The sequence below is a fragment of the Sphingomonas aerolata genome, assembly GCF_003046295.1.
Taxonomy (GTDB): Bacteria; Pseudomonadota; Alphaproteobacteria; order Sphingomonadales; family Sphingomonadaceae; genus Sphingomonas; species Sphingomonas aerolata.
Window position 1 is genome coordinate 452,428 of the sequence record NZ_PZZN01000002.1, and the last position, 20,507, is coordinate 472,934.

General features: G+C 68.6%; 16 protein-coding genes. 13 read left to right on the top strand and 3 right to left on the bottom strand.

Going from position 1 to position 20,507, the window contains the following annotated elements:
* The first annotated feature begins 2 nt into the window (after positions 1-2).
* The 9 genes from C8J24_RS09430 to C8J24_RS09470 all read left to right on the top strand — a co-directional run bounded on the left by C8J24_RS09430 (position 3) and on the right by C8J24_RS09470 (position 11,130).
* A complete protein-coding gene (locus C8J24_RS09430; protein WP_107931962.1) occupies positions 3-458 on the top strand; it encodes a GreA/GreB family elongation factor in 456 nt (151 codons plus the stop codon).
* On the top strand, positions 458-640 hold the full coding sequence (locus C8J24_RS09435) for a hypothetical protein (protein WP_031396458.1): 183 nt from the start codon (positions 458-460) through the stop codon (positions 638-640). The genes C8J24_RS09430 and C8J24_RS09435 overlap by 1 nt, the downstream gene beginning before the upstream one ends.
* Positions 641-972: 332 nt before the next feature.
* A complete protein-coding gene (locus C8J24_RS09440; RefSeq protein WP_277352407.1) occupies positions 973-2,145 on the top strand; it encodes a BaiN/RdsA family NAD(P)/FAD-dependent oxidoreductase in 1,173 nt (390 codons plus the stop codon).
* Between the two features lie 57 nt (positions 2,146-2,202).
* Positions 2,203-3,969, top strand: coding sequence for a DEAD/DEAH box helicase (locus tag C8J24_RS09445; protein ID WP_056409192.1), 1,767 nt, complete (start codon positions 2,203-2,205; stop codon positions 3,967-3,969).
* A 254-nt stretch (positions 3,970-4,223) separates the two neighbouring features.
* Positions 4,224-4,700, top strand: coding sequence for a YaiI/YqxD family protein (locus tag C8J24_RS09450; RefSeq protein WP_107931964.1), 477 nt, complete (start codon positions 4,224-4,226; stop codon positions 4,698-4,700).
* A 47-nt stretch (positions 4,701-4,747) separates the two neighbouring features.
* Entirely contained in the window at positions 4,748-8,020 is a 3,273-nt protein-coding gene (locus C8J24_RS09455) for a PAS domain-containing protein (protein WP_107931966.1), read from the top strand.
* 100 nt (positions 8,021-8,120) lie between these two features.
* Positions 8,121-9,419: an Hsp70 family protein gene (locus tag C8J24_RS09460; protein WP_107931968.1), complete on the top strand. Its 1,299-nt coding sequence runs from the start codon at positions 8,121-8,123 to the stop codon at positions 9,417-9,419.
* On the top strand, positions 9,416-10,078 hold the full coding sequence (locus tag C8J24_RS09465) for a spermidine synthase (RefSeq protein WP_107931970.1): 663 nt from the start codon (positions 9,416-9,418) through the stop codon (positions 10,076-10,078). Before C8J24_RS09460 ends, C8J24_RS09465 begins: the two co-directional genes overlap by 4 nt.
* Positions 10,075-11,130 carry an AbrB family transcriptional regulator gene (locus C8J24_RS09470; protein ID WP_107931973.1) on the top strand — a complete coding sequence of 352 codons (1,056 nt, stop codon included), beginning with the start codon at positions 10,075-10,077 and terminating at the stop codon, positions 11,128-11,130. Before C8J24_RS09465 ends, C8J24_RS09470 begins: the two co-directional genes overlap by 4 nt.
* A gap of 228 nt (positions 11,131-11,358) precedes the next feature.
* Here the strand turns inward: C8J24_RS09470 and C8J24_RS09475 are convergent, their stop codons facing one another.
* Together C8J24_RS09475 and C8J24_RS09480 are read right to left on the bottom strand one after the other, a co-directional pair.
* Positions 11,359-12,684 (bottom strand): sigma-54-dependent transcriptional regulator, encoded by a 1,326-nt coding sequence (locus C8J24_RS09475; protein ID WP_056409201.1) that lies wholly within the window; start codon positions 12,682-12,684, stop codon positions 11,359-11,361.
* A complete protein-coding gene (locus C8J24_RS09480) occupies positions 12,681-14,441 on the bottom strand; it encodes a sensor histidine kinase (protein ID WP_208620944.1) in 1,761 nt (586 codons plus the stop codon). The genes C8J24_RS09475 and C8J24_RS09480 overlap by 4 nt, the downstream gene beginning before the upstream one ends.
* A gap of 230 nt (positions 14,442-14,671) precedes the next feature.
* Between C8J24_RS09480 and C8J24_RS09485 the strand changes: the two genes are divergently transcribed.
* The 4 genes from C8J24_RS09485 to C8J24_RS09500 all read left to right on the top strand — a co-directional run bounded on the left by C8J24_RS09485 (position 14,672) and on the right by C8J24_RS09500 (position 20,076).
* Entirely contained in the window at positions 14,672-16,018 is a 1,347-nt protein-coding gene (locus tag C8J24_RS09485) for a dicarboxylate/amino acid:cation symporter (protein WP_260171256.1), read from the top strand.
* Positions 16,019-16,070: 52 nt separating this feature from the next.
* A complete protein-coding gene (locus tag C8J24_RS09490) occupies positions 16,071-17,624 on the top strand; it encodes an alginate export family protein (RefSeq protein ID WP_056409205.1) in 1,554 nt (517 codons plus the stop codon).
* Positions 17,625-17,771: 147 nt separating this feature from the next.
* Positions 17,772-18,980, top strand: a complete 1,209-nt coding sequence (locus C8J24_RS09495; protein ID WP_107932752.1) for an acyl-CoA dehydrogenase family protein — start codon at positions 17,772-17,774, stop codon at positions 18,978-18,980.
* 4 nt (positions 18,981-18,984) lie between these two features.
* Positions 18,985-20,076: an acyl-CoA dehydrogenase family protein gene (locus C8J24_RS09500; protein WP_107931975.1), complete on the top strand. Its 1,092-nt coding sequence runs from the start codon at positions 18,985-18,987 to the stop codon at positions 20,074-20,076.
* Between the two features lie 76 nt (positions 20,077-20,152).
* Here C8J24_RS09500 and C8J24_RS09505 read toward each other — a convergent pair whose 3' ends face one another.
* The gene (locus tag C8J24_RS09505; protein ID WP_107931977.1) at positions 20,153-20,470 is read right to left on the bottom strand and encodes a hypothetical protein; all 318 of its coding nucleotides are present in this window, start codon (positions 20,468-20,470) and stop codon (positions 20,153-20,155) included.
* Between the last annotated feature and the right edge of the window lie 37 nt (positions 20,471-20,507).

Genomic DNA, 20,507 nt, shown 5'->3' on the forward strand with positions numbered 1-20,507 from the left:
GCATGAGCGTCGCGTTTCGCCGTGAAAGCGACGAGGAACATCTCGAGCCGAAGTTCGAACAGCCGATCGCGCCGGGGCCCAATCTGGTCACGGCGCGCGGCCTTGCACTGATCGGCGAGCGCGTCGAGACGATCGAGGCAGCGGTCGCGGCCGAGACCGACGAAGAAGCACGCAAGGTGCTGCTACGCGACCTGCGCTACTGGCACACGCGCCAGACGACTGCAGAGCTCGCGCCCGAACCCGAAAAGGGCGAGGTCGGGATCGGATCGTCGGTGCGCGTGCGGATGAACGGCGCGGAGCGGACGATCGCAATCGTCGGCGGCGACGAGGCCGAGCCGGGCGAGGATCGCCTCGCTTTCTCCGCCCCGCTCGCACGCGCGCTGATGGGCGCCGCGGTGGGCGAGACGGTGGCGTTTGCCGGCAAGGCGGATGCGATCGAGATAGTGGAGATCGCATAATGGCCGAGGCGAAATTCGAACGGCACCGCCAGCCCTGGACCCAGGACGAGATCCAGAAGCTGCACACGCTCGCCAAGAAGGGCATGGCGCTGAAGGCGATCGCCAAGGCGCTGACGCGGAGCGAGGAATCGGTGAAGACGCGCGCGAAGGAAGATTCGCTGAATATCGCGAAGCTGCGGTAGCCGCTCGTCATCCTGGGTCCTGACTTTCGTCAGGATGACGATTGAAGAATTCACCACCCCGGCGGAGGCCGGGGTCCAGTTGGCGAGGTGGGGGTAACGGCGCGCGACGTGCGTCATTGTCGTCCCCCAACTGGGCCCCGGCCTTCGCCGGGGTGGTGGCCTTCGCCGGGGTGGTGCTTTCGTTCGGAGCAGGTGGCGCCTATATGGGCGACCCCAAACGCGCCGAATCTGGCCTTGTTCTCCCGCGAAGGCGGGAGCCCAGCCTGGTCCCCGCCTTCGCGGGGAACCACCTTTCATCAGCGGCCGGCACCCCGCGCCGCACGGAGCGAACCTTGTCCGACTATGACGCGATCATCCTCGGGGCAGGCGCCGCCGGGCTCATGTGCGCCGCGGTCGCGGGGCAGCGCGGGCGGCGGATCCTGCTTGTCGACCATGCCGAGCAGGCGGGGAAGAAGATCCTGATCTCGGGCGGCGGGCGGTGCAACTTCACCAACATGCACACCGCCGCCGACCGCTATATCTCCGCCAATCCGCATTTCGCCAAGTCCGCGCTCGGCCGCTACACCGCGCAGGATTTTCTCGCGCTCGTCGAGAGTTACGGGATCGCGTGGCACGAAAAGACGCTGGGGCAGCTGTTCTGCGACGGCTCGGCGAAACAGATCGTCGAGATGCTGCTCGACGAATGCGACAAGGGGCGGGTCGACCTGTCGCTGGGACGCGGCGTCACGGGGGTCGAGCAGGGTGACGGCGGCTACCGCGTGTCGCTCGACGGCCGCGCGGTCACCGCGCCCGCGCTGGTGATCGCGACCGGCGGACCGTCGATCCCGAAAATGGGCGCGACCGGCTTTGCCTATGATCTGGCGCGGCAATTCGGATTGAAGGTGGTCGAGCCGCGGCCCGCGCTCGTCCCGCTGACGCTCGGCGGCGACGAGATCCTGTTCCGCGAATTGTCGGGCGTCGCCGCCGACGTCGTTGCGACGGCCGGCAAGACCGCGTTCCGCGAGGCGGCGCTGTTCACGCATCGCGGACTGTCGGGCCCGGCGATCCTGCAGGCCTCGTCCTATTGGCGGCACGGTCAGCCCGTGGGCATCGATTTCGTCCCCGACCGCGACTCCGGCTGGCTCCCCGCGGCCAAGCGCACCACGCCGCGCACGACGCTGCGCAAGCTGCTCGGGGGGACGCTGCCCGACCGACTCGCCGAGACATTGAGCGAGCGACTGGGGATGACGGGGGAGATTTCCACCCTCACCGATCGCCGGCTCCAGGACGCGGAGCGTGCGCTAAGCCATTGGCAATTGACGCCAAATGGCAGCGAAGGCTATGCCAAGGCGGAGGTGACGGCGGGCGGAATCAGCACTGCTGAGCTTTCTTCACAAACAATGGAAGCCAAACGCGTAAAAAACCTGTATGCGGTCGGCGAAGCGGTCGATGTCACAGGGTGGCTCGGCGGCTACAACTTCCAATGGGCATGGGCGAGCGGGTGGGCCGCGGGCCAAGTCCTGTAGGGACCACCACGCCAGTGCTTTGCCGTAGCGTCAAGCCGGCCACCAATTAGGACGTACATGCCTTTTTCAAATATTCCGTCGCTTCTTTCGGAAGCGCTCGCCGCGCGTGGCTATACCGCGCTCACCCCCGTCCAGGCGCATGTGATCGAGGAGAATGCGGTCGGTCGCGATCTCGTCGTGTCGGCACAGACCGGTTCGGGCAAGACCGTCGCGTTCGGCCTGGCGATGGCCGGCGAACTGCTCGGTGAAGCAGGCGAGGACGGCGTCCAGCGCCTGCCGGCGCCGCACAAGCCGCTCGTGCTCTGCATCGCCCCGACCCGCGAACTCGCGCTGCAGGTCAGCCGCGAGCTGATGTGGCTCTATGCCAAGGCTGGCGCGCGCATCTCGACCTGCGTCGGCGGCATGGACGCGTCGAAGGAGCGTCGTTCGCTCGCACACGGCGCGCATATCGTCGTCGGCACGCCCGGCCGTCTGCGCGACCATCTCGAGCGCGGCGCGCTCGACCTGTCGGCCCTGAAGGTCGCGGTGCTCGACGAGGCCGACGAGATGCTCGACATGGGTTTCCGCGAGGATCTCGAGCAGATCCTCGACGCGTCGCCCGAGCAGCGCCGTACCCTGTTGTTCTCGGCGACGATGCCGCGGCCGATCGTCGCGCTCGCCAAGCGCTATCAGCGCGACGCGGTGCGCATCTCGACCGTCGGTGAGGATCGCGGTCATGGCGACATCTCGTACCAGGCCGTCACGGTCTCGCCGTCCGAGATCGAGCATGCGGTGATCAACCTGCTGCGCTTCCACGAAGCGGAGACGGCGATGCTGTTCTGCGCGACGCGCGATAACGTGCGCCATCTGCATGCGAGCCTGGTCGAGCGCGGTTTCGCCGCGGTCGCGCTGTCGGGCGAGCATTCGCAGAACGAGCGTAACGCCGCGCTCCAAGCACTGCGTGACCGTCGTGCGCGCGTCTGCGTCGCGACCGACGTTGCCGCGCGCGGCATCGATCTGCCGACGCTCAGCCTCGTCGTGCATGTCGAACTGCCACGCGATGCCGAGACGCTCCAGCATCGCTCGGGTCGTACCGGTCGTGCGGGCAAGAAGGGCACCGCCGTCCTGATCGTGCCGTTCCCGCGTCGCCGTCGCGTCGACATGATGCTGAAAGGTGCGAAGATCAACGCGGAGTGGGTCAACGCCCCGACCGCCGAGGACATCCGCAAGAACGACCATGAGCGGCTGATCACGATGCTGATGCAGCCGGTCGAGGTCGAGGACGAGGATCGCGAGCTCGCGACCCGCCTGATGGCCGAGAAGACCCCTGAGGATATCGCTGCGGCGCTGGTGCACATGCACCGCGCGACGATGCCGCAGGCCGAGGACCTGATCGACCAGAGCAAGCAGTCGGTCAGCGACGATCGTTCGCAGGGTCCGCGCGCGGGCTTCGAGGACACGGTGTGGTTCCGCATGGACATCGGTCGTCGCCAGAACGCCGATCCGCGCTGGATCCTGCCGCTGATCTGCCGTCGCGGGCACATCACCAAGTCCGAGATCGGTGCGATCCGCATCGGCCCGAACGAGACCGCGTTCGAGATCCCGCGCGCCGTCGCGTCGCGCTTCTCGGCGGCAATCCAGCGTACCGCGCAGGCGGGCGAAGAGGAGAGCGGTGTCGCGATCGAGGCGATGCAGGGCGCGCCCGAGAGCACCGCACGCCATGCCGGCGGCGGTGGTCGCAGCAACGCGGGCGCCCCGCGCTCGACGCTGCACCGCGCGGCCCCGCGCGGCGGTCCGGCGCCGGCGCGCAAGGCGCCGTATCGCGGCAATCGCGAGCGTAGCTGAACGATCGGCGCCTTCCGTTCGTGCTGAGCGACGTCGAAGCACCCCGGCTTGGGGCATGCCCTTCGACTTCGCTCAGGGCGAACGGGGTGAGGGCGCGGGCGGCCCCCGCGCCGTCATTCTGACGATGGCAGGGGCCCTCTTTGCCCCGTCATCCTGACGAAAGTCAGGATCCAGAGCGGCGGACGCCGTCCTGCTTGATCCTGGATCCTGACTTTCGTCAGGATGACGACGTTGGTGAAATCGGGAGATAGCCGATGACGACCGCACCCACCGCACCCACCGCCCTCCGCATCCTCGTCGACGCCGATGCGTGTCCCGTCAAAGACGAGATCTACAAGGTCGCGTGGCGGCACGAGGTGCCCGTCACCATCGTCGCGAACAGCCATTTTCGGATACCCGTCCACCCGCTGGTCAACCGCGTCGTCGTCAGCGACGGGTTCGACGCCGCCGACGACTGGATCGCCGAGCAGGCCGATACGAAGGCGGTGGTGATCACCGCGGACATCCTGCTCGCCGATCGCTGCGTGAAGGCGGGGGCGACCGTGCTCGCCAACACCGGCAAGCCGTTCACCACCAGCTCGATCGGCGGTGCGATCGCGACGCGCGCGATCATGGCCGATCTGCGCGCGGGCGGCGACGTGATCGGCGGCCCTGCACCCTTTGCCAAGGCGGACCGGTCGCGTTTCCTGTCCGCGCTCGACGCTGCGCTGGTCCGGCTGAAGCGCGGCTGAGCCGGGCATGGCTCGACTTCCCCGGTCTCTCCGGGCACACATAGGTTATGCGTCCCCCTCTGCTCGATCGTGATGAACTGCTCGCGCGACAGGCGTTCCAGCTCGCGCTGGTCGACCTGTTCCGCACGATGGCGCGGCCAGACGACATCATGGTGGCGGCCGCCGCGGCGCTGGGCTCGCATCTCGACGTCGCACGCTGCGGCTATGACGAGGTGTCGGCGGACGGCGCGATGACCCGGGGCGTCAGCGACTGGTCGAACGGGACGCTGCCCGGCCTCACCGCGACGCCAGACGGAGACGGAGACGGGGACGCGGACGCGGCACTGGGCACGGGCGTGATCGCCGATCTGCGGCGCGGGCACACGGTGATCGTCGACGATTGCGCGACCGACGCACGCGCGCGCGATCCGGCGACCGCGCGGTGCTGGGCGCAGGCCGGCGTCGGCGCACTGATCGCCGCGCCGCTGCTCCGCGATGGGCGGCTGGCGGCGGTCCTGTACCTGCACGAGGCCACGCCGCGCGACTGGACTAGGGCGGATATCGCGCTGGTCGAGGACGTCGCGCTGCGCACGTCGGACGCGGTCGACCGGGTGCGCGGTGAGACCGCGGTGAAGGCGAGCGAGGCACGCTATCGCTCGCTGTTCGAATCGATCGATGCGGGGTTCTGCGTGATCGAGGTGCTGTTCGCCGACGGCGCGCCATACGATTATCGCTTCCTCGAGGTGAACCGGGCGTTTGCGCGCAACACCGGGCTCGACGACATGATCGGGCGGACGATGCGCGACGTCGCGCCCGACATGGAACAGCGCTGGTTCGACCTGTACGGCCATGTCGCGACGACTGGCGAGCCGCTGCGGTTCGAGGATCCCGCCTCCGCGCTGCAGGATCGCTGGTTCGAGGTCTATGCCTACCGCGTCGATGCGCCCGAGCTGAATCATGTCGCGGTGCTGTTCAACGACATCAGCGAGCGCCGCCGGAACGAGGTGGCGCTGTCCGAAAGCCGCGAGGAGCTGGAACTGGCGACGCGGGTCGCGCGGCTGGGCCGGTTCGACTATCGGCCGGCGGACGGCATGCTGCGCTGGGACGACCGGTGCCGCGCGCTGTTCGGGATCCCGGCGGGAGCGCCGGTCGATTACGAGTCCGCCTTCCTCGCCAATCTCCACCCCGACGACCGCGCGGCCGCCGATGCGGAAGTCGCCGCCGCGCTCGATCCGCGGGGCACGCGGATGTTCGATTCGGAATATCGCACGATCGGCCAAAGCGACGGCGTCGAGCGCCATATCGTCGCGCACGGCATAGCGTTCTTCGATGGCGATAGTCCGATCCGGCTGGTCGGGACGGTCGTCGACATGAGCGACGATCGCCGCGCGCAGGCTGCGCTGCGCGAGACGAGCGAGCGGCTGCGGCTCGCCAGCCGTGCGACCAACGACGCGATCTGGGACTGGGACCTGCGGAGCAATTCGGTGCTGTGGAACGAGGCGCTGACGCGCGCCTATGGCCATGTCCTGCCCGATGCGAAGTCGACCGGTGACTGGTGGCTGGACCAGGTCCATCCCGAGGACCGCGCGCGGATCCATGCGAGCATCGATGCGGTGATTTACGGGCAGGACAGCGACTGGACCGACGAATACCGGTTCGCCTGCGCCGACGGCCGCTATGCCGATGTGCTCGACCGCGGCTATGTCATCCGCGACGAGGACGGCGCGCCGACACGGATGATCGGCGCGATCCTCGACCAGTCGACGCGCAAGGCGGCGGAGCGCCAGCTGCGCGCGATCAACGAGGGACTGGCCGAAGCCGTCGAGGTGTCGACCGCCGACCGCGACCGGTTGTGGGAATTGTCGTCCGACATCATGCTGCGCGCCGAGTTCGACGGCACGATCGTCGCGGCCAATCCCGCCTGGACCGACATGCTGGGCTGGTCGATGGACGAGATCGTCGGACGCCCGCTCTTCTCGCTGCTCCACCCCGACGACGTCGCGCATGCCGGCCTGGCGGCGGCGGGGATCGCCCGCGGCGAGGAGGTCGCGCGGATCGACAATCGCTATGCCCACAAGGATGGCAGCTATCGCTGGATCAGCTGGGCGGCGCGGCCGGGCGACGGGCTGATCAACGCGGTCGGGCGCGACGTCACCGCGGACAAGGAGCGCGAGGCACAGCTCGCGCGCGCCGAGGATGCGCTGCGCCAGGCGCAGAAGATGGAGGCGGTCGGCCAGCTGACCGGCGGCATCGCGCACGACTTCAACAACATGCTGACCGGCATCCTGGGCGGGCTCGACATGGTCCGGCGCAACGTGCCCGAACCGCGCCCGGACAAGGTCGACCGCTATCTGGAGGCGGCGACGGTCTCCGCGCAGCGCGCCGCGGGCCTGACGCAGCGGCTGCTCGCCTTTTCGCGGCGCCAGTCGCTCGACGTGAAGGCGACCGATGTCGACCGGCTAATCGCCGACATGGAGGATCTGCTCGCACGGACGCTCGCCGAGAATGCGCGGCTCGAGATCCGGCGGCAGGACGCGACCTGGCCGGTGACGACGGATGCCAACCAGCTCGAAAGCGCGCTGCTCAACCTCGCGATCAACGCGCGCGACGCGATGCCCGAGGGCGGGCGGCTGACGATCGAGACCGAGAACACGCATCTCGACGCGCACTATACCGAGGCGATCGGGGATCTGGCGCCCGGCGACTATGTCGCGATCGGCGTCAGCGACACCGGCACGGGCATGTCGAAGGCGGTGATCGAGAAGGCGTTCGACCCGTTCTTCACCACCAAGCCGATCGGGCAGGGCACCGGGCTCGGCCTGTCGATGATCTATGGCTTTGCGCGCCAGTCGGGCGGGCATGTCCGGATCTATTCGGAGGAGGGCAAGGGCACGACGGTCAAGCTGTACCTGCCGCGCTTCCACGGTACTGCGGCGGCCAGCGTGCCGACCGCGGACCGCGACCTGCCGCGCGCGGACGGCGAATGCGTGCTGGTGGTCGAGGACGATGTCGCGGTGCGGATGCTGATCGTCGATATCCTCGGCAGCCTCGGCTATGGCGTGATGGAGGCGGGCGACGCGCACGCGGCGATCCCGATCCTCGAAAGCGAACGGCGGATCGACCTGCTGGTCAGCGATGTCGGCCTGCCCGGGATGGACGGGCGCCAGCTGGCCGAGGTCGCGCGGCGGCATCGGCCCGATCTGCGCATCCTGTTCGTCACCGGCTATGCCGAAAAGGCGGCGGTGCGCGGCGAGTTTCTGGGTGCGGGGATGGAGATGATCACCAAGCCGTTCGCACTCGACATGCTCGCCGAGCGGATCCGCGAGATGGTCGCGCGCTGACCCCGGGCGAGCGCGAAGACGCGCCGCACGCGACTTTACCGGTTGCCATCCCGGGGCCCCGGTCGGCATAGGCAGGCGCCACCCGCTCCCGGAGACCTTCATGCAAACGCCAGCCGCGAGTCCCGCACTGGGGCTCGACTTCGGCACGACCAACAGCGTCGTGGCGCTCGGGACGCCCGGCGGCATGCCCGAACTCGTGACCTTCGCCGCCCCCGCCGAGACCAGCCCGGTGTTCCGCTCCGCGCTCTGCTTCTGGCAGGACGACAGCGGCAAGGGGCTCGCGGTCGATGCGGGGCCGTGGGCGATCGCGGAATATATGGAATATCCGCTCGACAGCCGGTTCATCCAGTCGTTCAAGTCGGTCGCGGCGATGAAGACGTTCGAGCAGGCCTCCGTCTTCGACAAGCGCTATCGCTTCGAGGAGATGGGCAAGCTGTTCCTCGACAAGCTGATTTCGCATGCGGGCGGCAGGCTCGACACGCGGCCGCAGCGGATCGTCGTCGGGCGGCCGGTAGAATATGCCGGCGCGCGGCCCGACGAGGCGCTGGCGCGGACGCGTTACGACGCGATGTTCAAGGGGTTCGGCGCGGAGATCCATTATGTCTATGAACCGCTCGGCGCTGCGTACAGCTATGCGACGCGGCTGACCGAGCCCGCGACGATCCTGGTCGCCGATTTCGGCGGCGGCACGAGCGACTTCTCGGTCGTGCGCGTCGCCGAGCCGGGGGCGGCGCGACGCTGTACGCCGCTCGGCCATGCGGGCATCGGGATTGCGGGCGACCGGTTCGATTACCGGATCCTCGACCGTCTGGTGCTGCCGATGCTCGGCAAGGGCGGCGCGTACAAGTCGTTCGGCAAGGAGCTCGAGATCCCGCGCGCCTATTTCGCCGATTTCGCGGACTGGTCCAGGCTCGCGCTGATGCGCAACCGCAAGACGATGACCGAGCTCGAGCGGTTGCAGAAGACCGCGATCGACCCCGATGCGATCGGGCGGATGATCGCGGTGATCGAGAACGAGCTCGGCTACCCGCTGTACGACGCGGTGGGCACGTTGAAGCGCGCGCTGTCGCAGGGCGAGGACGCGCATTTCCACTTTGCGGGCGCGGGGCTGGAGATTGAGGCAGAGGTGACGCGCGCGCAGTTCGAGGGCTGGATCGCCGACGACGTCGCGCGGATCGAGGCGACGGTCGACCAGGCGCTGGCGGCGGCCAAGGTCGGCGGCGGCGATATCGACCGCGTGTTCCTGACCGGCGGATCGTCGCTGATCCCGCGGGTGCGGCGGATTTTCGTCGAGCGGTTCGGCGAGGCGGCGATCATGAGCGGCGGCGAGCTGACCTCGATCGCGCACGGCCTCGCGCTGATCGGCGAGCAGGACGACATCGCGGCGTGGTCTGCATGATCCCGCGGGTTCTTCTCGGGACGGCGCAGGTGCCGGGCGGCGGCGAGTTGCGGCTGCTCCAGCGCGGCGCGGAATTCTCGATCATGCTCGGTGCGAACGAGCTGATGAACAGCCGGCTGAGCGGGTCCGAAGAGGCGCTGGCCGAGCAGGCGTGCGAACGGATCGGCGCGCGGCCGGGCGTGCGGATGCTGATCGGCGGGCTCGGCATGGGCTTCACGCTGCGCGCAGCACTCGCGCGGCTGGGGCCCGATGCCGAGGTGGCGGTCGCCGAGATCGTGCCCGCGGTGGTCGAATGGGCGCGCGGGCCGATGGCGGCACTGCACGGCGACAGCCTGACCGACCCGCGGACTCGGATCTTCGAGGGCGATGTCGCCGCAGCGATCGCGGAGGGGGAGTGGGACGCGATCCTGCTCGATGTCGACAATGGGCCCGACGGGATTTCGCGGCCGGGCAATGACCGGCTCTACGGCGCTTCGGGGCTGGCGCGGGCGCGCGCGGCGCTGCGGCCGGGCGGGGTGCTCGCGGTCTGGTCGTCGGCGCCGAGCAAGCCGTTCGCCAGGCGGCTCGACGAGGCGGGGTTCGCGGTCGACGAGGTCGTCGCGCGCGCGACGCGCAAGGGCGGCGCGCGCCACGTGATCTGGTTCGCGACCAAGGCATGATCTGGCGCTGGGCTCTGCTGGTCGCGCTGTCGGCGCTGGTGGCGGGGGCGCTGGAATGGATCGGATTGCCCGCGGGGCTGCTGCTCGGACCGATGATCGCGGCGGTCGTGCTCGCGGTGCGCGGCGGCTCGCTGGGGGTGCCGATCCTCGCCTTTCGCGGCGCACAGGCGGCGGTGGGGACGCTGATCGCGGGGTCGATCACCACCGGGATCGTCGCGACCGTCGCGCAGCACTGGCCGGTGTTCCTCGCGGTCAATGTCGCGACGCTCGCGGCCAGCAGCGTGCTCGGCTATCTGCTCAGCCGCTGGCAGGTGCTGCCGGGCACCGTCGCGGTATGGGGTTCGACGCCGGGCGCCGCGAGCGCGATGGTGCTGATGGCGCAGGCGTATGGCGCGGACTCGCGGCTGGTCGCGGTGATGACCTATACGCGCGTCGTGTGCGTCGCGGTCGTCGCCTCGGTGCTCGCGGCGGTGATGGTCGGCGGCGGGAGCGGGCACCATCCGGCCGCGGCGTGGTTCGTGGGCGTCGATCCGGTCGCGGTGCTGCGGACGGTGGCGATCGCCGGCGTCGGCGCGGTCCTTGGCGTCAAGCTGCGGCTGCCGGCGGGCGCGTTGCTCGGTCCGCTCGTGCTGGGCGGGGTGCTGAACGTCACCGGTATCGCGCAGCCGGTGCTGCCGCAGTGGCTGCTCGCGATCAGCTATGCGGTGGTCGGGTGGAAGATCGGGCTGTCGTTCACGCGCGATACGCTCCGCGTGGCGGGCAAGGCGATGCCGCGGATCCTGCTGTCGGTCGGGCTGCTGATCGCGTTCTGTGGCGGGATCGCGGCGGCGCTGACACGCTGGGCGGGGATCGACCCGGTCACCGCCTATCTCGCGTCGAGCCCCGGCGGGATGGATTCGGTCGCGATCATCGCCGCGTCGAGCCCGGTCGACGTGCCGTTCGTGATGGCGTTGCAGGTGATGCGGTTCCTGGGCGTGCTGCTGATCGGACCGCCGCTCGCGCGGTTCGTGGCGACGCGGCAGGGCGGGGTGCCGCCGGTCATTCCGACCTGACGTCCCGTACCCGCGTACCGAACCCCCGTCCGTTCGTGCTGAGCGAAGTCGAAGCACCTACGCGCGCGGCCTGCCCTTCGACTTCGCTCAGGGCGAACGGAGTTGGGGGCGTTACCGGTAGTCCCGGCCTGTAACCTCTACTTCGCTCAAGGCGAACGGGGTTGGGGGCGTTACCGGTAGTCTCGGCCTGCCCTTCGACTTCGCTCAGGGCGAACGGGGTTGGGGGCGTCACCCCTTGGTCGGGCGATAGGCCTCGACGTCGATCTCGTGGCGTTTCAGTTTGTCGTAGAAGGTCTTGCGCGGGATGCCGAGCGCGGCGAGTGCGGAGCGGACGTCGCCGCTGACCTGGTGCAAGGTCGCGCGGATCGTCGCTTCCTCGAACTTGTCGACGCGCGCGGGCAGCGGCAGGTCACCGTCCTCGTCCGCCGGCGCATCCGCCTCGACGCGCAGCACCAGCCGCTTCGCCAGATTGTCGAGCTCGCGGACATTGCCCGGCCAGTCATGCTGGCCGAGATAGGCGAGCGTCGCGGTGTCGATCGTCGGCACCTCGCGCCCGAACCGCTCGGCGGCCTGGTGCAGCAGATGCCCGAACAGCAAGGGCACGTCGTCGCGCCGTTCGCGCAACGGCGGAATGCGCAACCGTACCGCATCGAGCCGGAACAGCAGTTCGGCGCGGAACCGGCCATCCTCGACCGCCTGATCGAGCCCGGGTTTCGCCGCGGCGATCACGCGCAGGTCGAGCGCGCGGGGCAGGTCGCCGCCGACCGGCATGACCTCGCGCTCCTCGAGCACGCGGAGCAGCTTGGCCTGGACCGCGGGCAGCGTGCTCTCGATCTCGTCGAGGAACAGCGTGCCGCGGTTCGACGCCTCGATCCGGCCGGTGCGGGGCAGGCGTGAATCGCCGTCATGACCGAACAGCTCGATCTCCGCGACCGCCTCGGGCAGCGCGGCGCAGTTGACCGCCACGAACGGGCGCGAGCGGCGGTTGCTCCAGCGGTGGAGCAGCACCGCGACCAGCTCCTTGCCGGTCCCGGTCTCGCCCTCGACCAGCACGTCGATATCGGCCTGCGCGATCTGGCGCATCGTCTCGCGCAGCCGGACCATCACCGGGGTCTCGCCGATCAGCGGTTCGGCCCCGATCGTCTCCTCGGCGGCGGCGCGCAGCCGGCGGTTGTCGAGGACGAGGCGGCGCATCTCGAGCGCCCGCCTCGCGCCGGCGATCAGATGGTCGGTCGCAAACGGCTTGGGGATGAAGTCGAACGCACCGTTCTTGAGCGCTGCGACCGCCATCGCGACGTCGCCGTGGCCGGTCATCAGCAGCACCGGGATCTCGTGGTCGATCGCGGCGATGCGGCGGAACAGCTCCAGCCCGTCCATCTTGGGCATGCGGATGTCGGACACCACCGCGCCGTCGAACCCCGCATCGATCCGCGCGAGTGCGACGGTCGGGTCGCGCTCGGCGATCACCGCGATGCCGGCGAGTTCGAACGACTGTTCGAGCGCACCGCGCAGCACGTCGTCGTCGTCGACGAGCAGGACGCTCTGCTCGCTCATGCTTTTACCAGGATCATGCGAAAGACGGCGCCTCGTGGAGCAGGGACGAGGTCGAGCGTGCCGCCGAACTCGGTCATGATGTCGCGCGCGATGCCGAGCCCGAGGCCGAGGCCGTCGGTCTTGCTGGTCGCGAACGGGGTGAACAGGTCGTCGGCGATGCCGGGATCGATCCCGGGGCCGTTGTCGGCGACGGTCAGCACGACGTCGCGGCCCTTGCGCCCGACGGTGACGTCGACGCGCGCATCGGGCCGCTCGGCGACCGCGTCGAGCGCGTTCTGGAGCAGGTTGACGAGCACCTGTTCGAGCCGGACGCGGCCGGCGATGACGGTCAGCCGCGCCTCGGGCCCGCTCGGCAGATCGAGCGTCACGCCCTTCGCCCGGAAGCGGTCGCCGATCAGCAGGCGGACGCCGTCGATCGCCGCGTCGAGCGCGACCGGGCCGATCGAGCCCGCACCGCGCCTGGCATAGCGGCGCAGCCCCGCGGTGATCGTGCCGATCCGGCTGGTCAGCTCGACGATCGCCTGGAGGTTGGTCGCGGCGCGCGCGGGTTCGTCGCGCGCGAGGAACGCGGCGGCATTGTCGGCAAAGGTGCGGATCGCGGCGACCGGCTGGTTGATCTCGTGCGCGACGCTCGCCGTGATCGTGCCGATCGAGCCGACGCGATTGGCATGGGCAAGCTCCTCGCGCGCCTGGCGAAAGCGCTGGTCGGCGGCCTCGCGCTGCTCGACCTCGATCTGCAGCCGGTCGGCGGTGGCGCTGAGCTCGGCGGTGCGGCGTGCGACCTCGGCCTCGAGTTCGGCACGCGCGCCCGCGTTGCGCTTGCGGCGCTGATGCAGCCACCATGCGCCGAGCATCGCCGCGATCGTCGCCAGCGCGGCAATCGTCGTCGCCGAGCGCGTCCGCGCCGCCGCGCTGCGCAGCGCTGCGTCGAGCGGCTCCATATGAACCAGATGCCAGCCCGCGATCGGCACGGGCAGCGACACCGTCACCGCGGGCGTCCCGTCGCCGAGGCGCGACCGGTCGTCCGCCAGCGTCAGCGGTGCGCGGAGCAGCGGCAGCGTGCCGAACTGCCGCGTCTGCGCGAGTGTCCGACGCCGTGCAGGAGACAGCGCGCGTGTCGTGTGGAATTCGAGTCGCGGATCGCTGGAGATCAGGATCACGCCGTCGGCATCGACGACGAAGGTCGCCATGTGATCCTGGATCCAGGCCTGTGCGATGCGGTCGAACTCGACCTTGACCACGACGACGCCGAGCGGCCGTCCCGCGCGGTCGATCCGTCGCGAGAGGTAGAGGCCGGGGCGTCCGCTGACACTGCCCAGCGCGAAGAACTCGGTCGCGCCCGACGCCATCGCCTTGGTGAAATAGTCGCGGTAGCGATAATCATGGCCGAGAAAGCTGTCGGGGCGGTCCGCATTCGACGCGGCGATCGTCATCCCCTGTGTATCGAGCGCATAGATGACCGGTGCACCGGTGCGCGCCGCGAGCAGCGCGAGCTTGGCGTTGAGCGCCGGATCGACCGTGCCCGACGCGAGGGCCGCGCGGACATCGGTATATTCGCCGAGCATGACCGGGAGCAGGCGATAGGTCTGCAGTTCCGCCTCGAGCAGCCGCAGGTTGCTGCGCGTCTGTTGCATCGCCCGGAGCCGGACCGCGGCGGTCGCATCCGCCACCGTCCGCCGGCCATAGACGGAGGCGACCACCGAGACGATCACGCCCAGCGCGGCGAACGCCATCAGCACCGCCAACGCGGTCGTCACCAGCGAGGATCGAGTCCGTCTCATCTGTGCGGATTATCACACACATCCGTGTGACGCCATCGCCAAAAATGTGCATTATCCGCACATTCGAAACATCGGTACGGAGCAAACTCACGCGAATCCAAGGGTTTGACGCACTTGACGTGATCACTTGTAGTCCGGGGTCCGGCCCGGCATTACCGCCCTCACTAACGTCCCGCGTGAGTGGACGAGACTTTCAGGAGGCGATGTTGACCCTACCATCCCAGACATATGCGGTCGCGGAAACGCCGGCACGCAAAGGCTGGACCAGCCAGCTCTATATCCAGGTGCTGATCGCGATCGCGCTGGGTGCAGCGCTCGGGCATTTCTATCCGACGTACGGCGCGGCGCTGAAGCCGCTCGGCGACGCGTTCATCAAGCTGGTGAAGATGATCATCGCCCCGGTGATCTTCCTGACGCTCGTCACGGGTATCGCCGGGATGAAGGAACTGGGCGCGGTCGGTCGCGTCGCGGGCAAGGCGTTCGCCTATTTCCTGTTCTTCTCGACGCTCGCACTGATCGTCGGCCTGATCGTCGCCAATGTCGTCCAGCCGGGCGCGGGGATGAACATCGACGCCGCCTCGCTCGATACCAAGGGCATCGCCGACTATACGGTCAAGGCGCATGAGACGACGATCACCGGGTTCCTGATGAGCATCATCCCGGACACGATGGTCAGCGCGTTCACCGACGGCAACATCCTGCAGATCCTGCTGATCGCGATCCTGTTCGGCATCTCGCTGAGCCTGGTCGGCGAGCCTGCCAAGCCGGTGCTCAACTTCCTCGAGCGTCTCAGCCTGATCGTCTTCAAGCTGGTCGGCATCCTGATGCGCGCCGCCCCGCTCGGTGCGTTCGGCGCGATCGCGTTCACGATCGGCAAATACGGGATCGGCAGCCTCGCCAATCTCGGCGCGCTGGTCGCGACCTTCTACCTGACCGCAGCGCTGTTCGTCGTCGTCATCCTCGGCACCGTCGCACGCCTGACGGGCTTCTCGATCTTCAAGCTGATCAAGTATCTGAAGGCCGAATTGCTGCTGGTGCTCGGCACCTCGTCGTCGGAAGCCGCATTGCCGAACCTGATCCAGAAGATGGAGGCTGCGGGCTGCGAGAAGTCGGTCGTCGGGCTGGTCGTGCCGACCGGCTATTCGTTCAACCTCGACGGTACCAACATCTACATGACGCTGGCCGCGCTGTTCATCGCACAGGCGACGAACACCGACCTGACGCTGGGCCAGGAACTGCTGCTGCTCGTCGTCGCGATGATCTCGTCCAAGGGCGCCGCTGGCGTCACCGGTGCGGGCTTCATCACGCTGGCGGCCACGCTGTCGATCGTGCCGACCGTGCCGATCGCGGGCATGGCGCTGATCCTCGGCGTCGACCGCTTCATGAGCGAGTGCCGTAGCCTGACCAACTTCATCGGCAACGCGGTCGCGACGATCGTCGTCGCCCGCTGGGAAGGTGCACTCGACCGCGACAAGCTGAACGCGGCGCTGTCGGGCCAGCTGCCCGAACTCGCGCCGGCGCCGATCACGACCGCCGCCGCTCCTGCCGCATGATCCCGACGGGGCCGGCGTTGGCCGGCCCCGCGACCAGTGCCGGATAGCTTTTATGACCTCGATGATGATGCGCCGCGTGCGCCATGCGGCCGGCTTTGCCGTCGCGACCCTTCCCGCAATGGCGCTCGCCCAGGCCGCGCCGCAACAGGCTGCTCCCGAAAGCGCACCGCCCAAGGCGCGCGAACGGCTCGGTCCCGTGTCCAAGGACGCCGCCGGCACCAGCGCGGCCTCGCCGATCGCCGAGAGCTATCCCAATGCCGCGGTCGGCGACGGCGTCACCGCGGGCGGCTACAACCAGTCGCGCTGGGCGGAGGACTGGTCGAAGCTGCGAGACCCGGCCAAGCGCAAGGACATCATCGACCAGCTGAAATTCATCTCGATCGCGGGCGACGGCGACGTCTACCTGACGCTGTCGGGCGAGGCGCGGTTGCGCGTCAACCACACCACCAACCCCAATCTGCGTGACAGCGAGGCGCAGCGGCAGGACATCCTTCGCCTGTTCGGCGGCGCGGACCTGCATGTCGGCGAGCATCTGCGCTTTTACGGCGAAGTCGCGCACGGCACGCTCGAGGGTGAAAATCTCGGCAACGTGCTGCCGAACCTGCGCAACAAGCTCGCGGTGCAACAGGCGTTCGTTGACCTGACCGGGACCGTCGCCGATGTCGATGTCGGGGTGCGCTATGGTCGCCAGACCTTTGCCGACGGCCCGAACCTGATGGTCGTGCCGCGCGACAACAACACGCTGTATTTCGGGTTCAACGGCTTTCGCGCCTGGGCGCGGACCGCGGGCGTGCGCGCCGACGTGTTCGACTTCAAGCCGACCGCCTACGGCACGCAGGGCACGCGCGACGACGATGCGGAAAGCGCGCGGCGCTTCTCGGGCATCTCGACCGGCGTCGTCCTGCCCGACACGCTGTTCGGCGGGTCGAAGCTCTATCTCGATCCGTTCCTCTGGCGGCTACGCAACCGCAACGCGGTCTGGGGCACCGACAATGCGCGCGAGGTCCGCAATTTCTACGGCCTGCATTTCTGGGGCGATGCCGGACCGGTCAATCTCGACTGGACCGTCAATTATCAGGGTGGCAGCTATGACAACCGCTCGATCAAGGCGTGGCTGATCCTGCTCGCCCAGACCTACAAGCTCGGCAAGGGGCGCAACGCACCGCGCGTCGGCTTCCACGCGGATTATGCCAGCGGTGGTGGTGCCTACGGGAACGGCACGCTGCGCACCGCGCTCGCACCGTTCGGCAACAACATCTATTACAGCTATCAGCTGTTCGCGACGCCGACCAACCTGATCGCGGTCGCGCCGAACGTCAGCTTCACCGTGCTCGACAAGCTGCGTCTGACTGCGGAATATCAGCTGTCGTGGCGCGATTCGCAGAACGACGCCGTGTACCGCGCCAATGGCAGCGCCTTTGCCGGCACGCAGAATGTGTCGGGCAGCAAGATCGCCGACACGATCCGTTTCCAGGCGGTCTATCCGATCTCGTCGCGGCTGTCCTTCACCGGCCGCTACGAGCATCTGATCGCGGGGTCGTCACTGACCCGCGCCGGGTACAAGAACTCGGACTTCCTCGCCGGCTGGCTCAGCTACCGCTTCTGACCGGGCGGGGGGCGGCGGCGCAGGCAATACCGTCAGGATTAACCTGCGTCGCACCCACCCGTATTTTCCGTCCTTCCGACCATACCGGTCCTTCAATTTCGTGATCGACTGTGGCACATGGGCTCCATCATCAGGAGTCACATGGTCATGGATCTGAGCTTCACACCCGACGAAGAGGCCTTCCGCGAGGAGGTGCGCGACTTCTTCCGCGAAAAACTCCCCGCGCGTCTCTCGACGCTGGTCCGCGAAGGCCGCCGGCTGCGCAAGGCCGACATGGAGGAATGGCACGCGATCCTCAACGAGCGCGGCTGGCTTGCCAATCACTGGCCGCGCGAATGGGGCGGGCCGGGCTGGAGCGTGATCCAACGGTTCATCTTCGACAATGAATCCGCGCTCGCGCATGCGCCGCGCGTCGTGCCGTTCGGCGTCAACATGCTGGGGCCGGTGCTGATCAAATACGGGTCGGAAGAGCAGAAGCGCCACTGGCTGCCGCGCATCCTCGACGGCTCCGACTGGTGGTGCCAGGGCTATTCGGAACCCGGCGCCGGCTCCGATCTCGCTGGGCTCAATACCACCGCGGTGCGCGAGACGCGGGATGGCCGCGAGGTCTACGTCGTCAACGGGCAGAAGACCTGGACGACGCTCGGCCAGCATGCCGACATGATCTTCTGCCTCGTCCGCACCGACCCTGCCGCCAAGAAGCAGGAGGGGATTAGCTTCCTGCTGATCGACATGAAGACCCCCGGCATCGAGGTCCGCCCGATCACGCTGATCGACGGCGAGCAGGAGGTGAACGAGGTGTTCTTCACCGATGTCGAGGTGCCGGTCGAGAATCTGGTCGGAACCGAGAATGACGGCTGGACCTACGCCAAATATCTGCTGACCTATGAGCGGACCAACATCGCCGGCGTCGGCTTCTCGATCGCGTCGTTCGAGCAGCTGAAAGCGGTCGCGCGGACGCAGACGAAGAATGGCCGCCCGCTCGCCGACGATCCGCTGTTCGCGGCGCGGATGGCGCGCGTCGAGATCGACCTCGCCAACATGCAGACCACCAATTTGCGCGTCGTCGCGGCGGTGGCGGGCGGCGGTGCGCCGGGCGCGGAAAGCTCGATGCTCAAGATCAAGGGGACCGAGATCCGCCAGGAGATCACCGCGCTGACGCGGCGCGCCTATGGCTCCTATGCCGCGCCCTATGTCCCCGAGGCGCTCGAGGCGGGGTGGAATGGCGAGCCGGTCGGCCCCGACGATGCGGCGACCGCATCGCCGAGCTATTTCAACAACCGCAAGCTGTCGATCTTCGGCGGATCCAACGAGATCCAGAAGAACATCATCTCCAAAGCCATATTGGGTCTCTGAGCATATGAACTTCGAGCATAGCGATGACCGCCGGATGCTGGCCGACACGCTCGTCCGGGCACTCCGCGACGGCTATCCGATCGAGACGCGCAACGCGGGTGCCTATGGCGAAGCGGGCTATGACCCCGCGGTCTGGCAGCAGCTGACCGAGCTCGGCATCGTTTCGGCGCTGTTCGACGAGGCCGCGGGCGGGTTCGGCGGCAGCGGGTTCGACATCATGGTGGTGTTCGAGGCGCTCGGCCGGGCGCTGGTGGTCGAGCCGTTCCTCGGCGCGCTGATGGCCGGCCGCGCGCTCGCCGCGGCGGGCGGGCACGACGCGGTGCTGGCAAGAATCGTCTCGGGCGAGACGATCGCCGCCTTCGCGCACGAGGACGCGCAAGCGCCCGTGACCGCGACGCCCGACGGCGACGGCTGGACGCTCAGCGGCACCAAGGCGGTCGTGCACCAGGCAGGCGCCGCATCGGTCTTCGTCGTCAGCGTCGAACAGCCGGGCGATCCGCTCGTCCTGCTCGTCCCCGCCGATGCCGCCGGGGTGTCGGTCCGCCGCTACAGCGTCGTCGAGGGGGGCGGCGCGGGCGAGGTGACGTTCGACGGCGTCGCGCTCGGCCCTGACGCCCGGATCGGCACGGACGGGCAGGGGCGTGCGGTGGTCGACGCGGCAATAGAGGCGGGGCTGCTCGCGCTGTCCGCCGAGGCGCTCGGCGCGATGGCGTTCGTTAAGGAGGCGACGCTCGGCTATCTGCGCGACCGCAAGCAGTTCGGCGTGCCGATCGGCAAGTTCCAGGCGCTCCAGCACCGCATGGCGACCGTGCTGCTCGAGATCGAACAGGCGCAGTCCGCGGTGATCAACGCGGCGGCGGCGTTCGACGGCGACGACGCGACTGCGCGCGCGCGGGCGCTGGCGGCGGCGAAATACACGATCGGCCGGACGGGCGCGCTGGTCGCGGAGGAATCGATCCAGCTCCACGGCGGGATCGGCATGACCTGGGAATATGCGGTGTCGCATTATGCCAAGCGGCTGGTGATGATCGACCACCAGCTTGGCGACGAGGACCATCACCTCCAGCGCTATATCGACCTGGCCAAGGCCGCCTGAGGCGCGTCGAGCGGCCTCACCCGCTTCGTCACCCTGATTTTCGTCAGGGTGACGGAAGGGTGGATGGGCGCGCGACCTACCGCCCGCGCTTGCCGATGATGGGCCGCAGGCGGACGCCGAGGCAGATGACGGTCGGCCAGAACATCGTGTTCGCGACATCGATCAGCGTGTCGTCCCAGCGCCACGACCCGTAATTCAGCCGGTCCATGATCTCGTTGAACGCCTCGCCCGCCGCGACCACCGTCCAGGGGATGAAGGTGCCGAACGAGCGCCGCGTGATCAGCCGTGCGATCATCAGCAGCGCCATGCCCGCATGGATATGCAGGATGGTGTCGGGCAACCCGGTGCCGTCGCCGACCCAGTCGATCCACTGATGGTAGAGTTTGGGTAACACGTAGAGCCTCCGCCGCGGGCAGGGTGCTGCCCGGGCG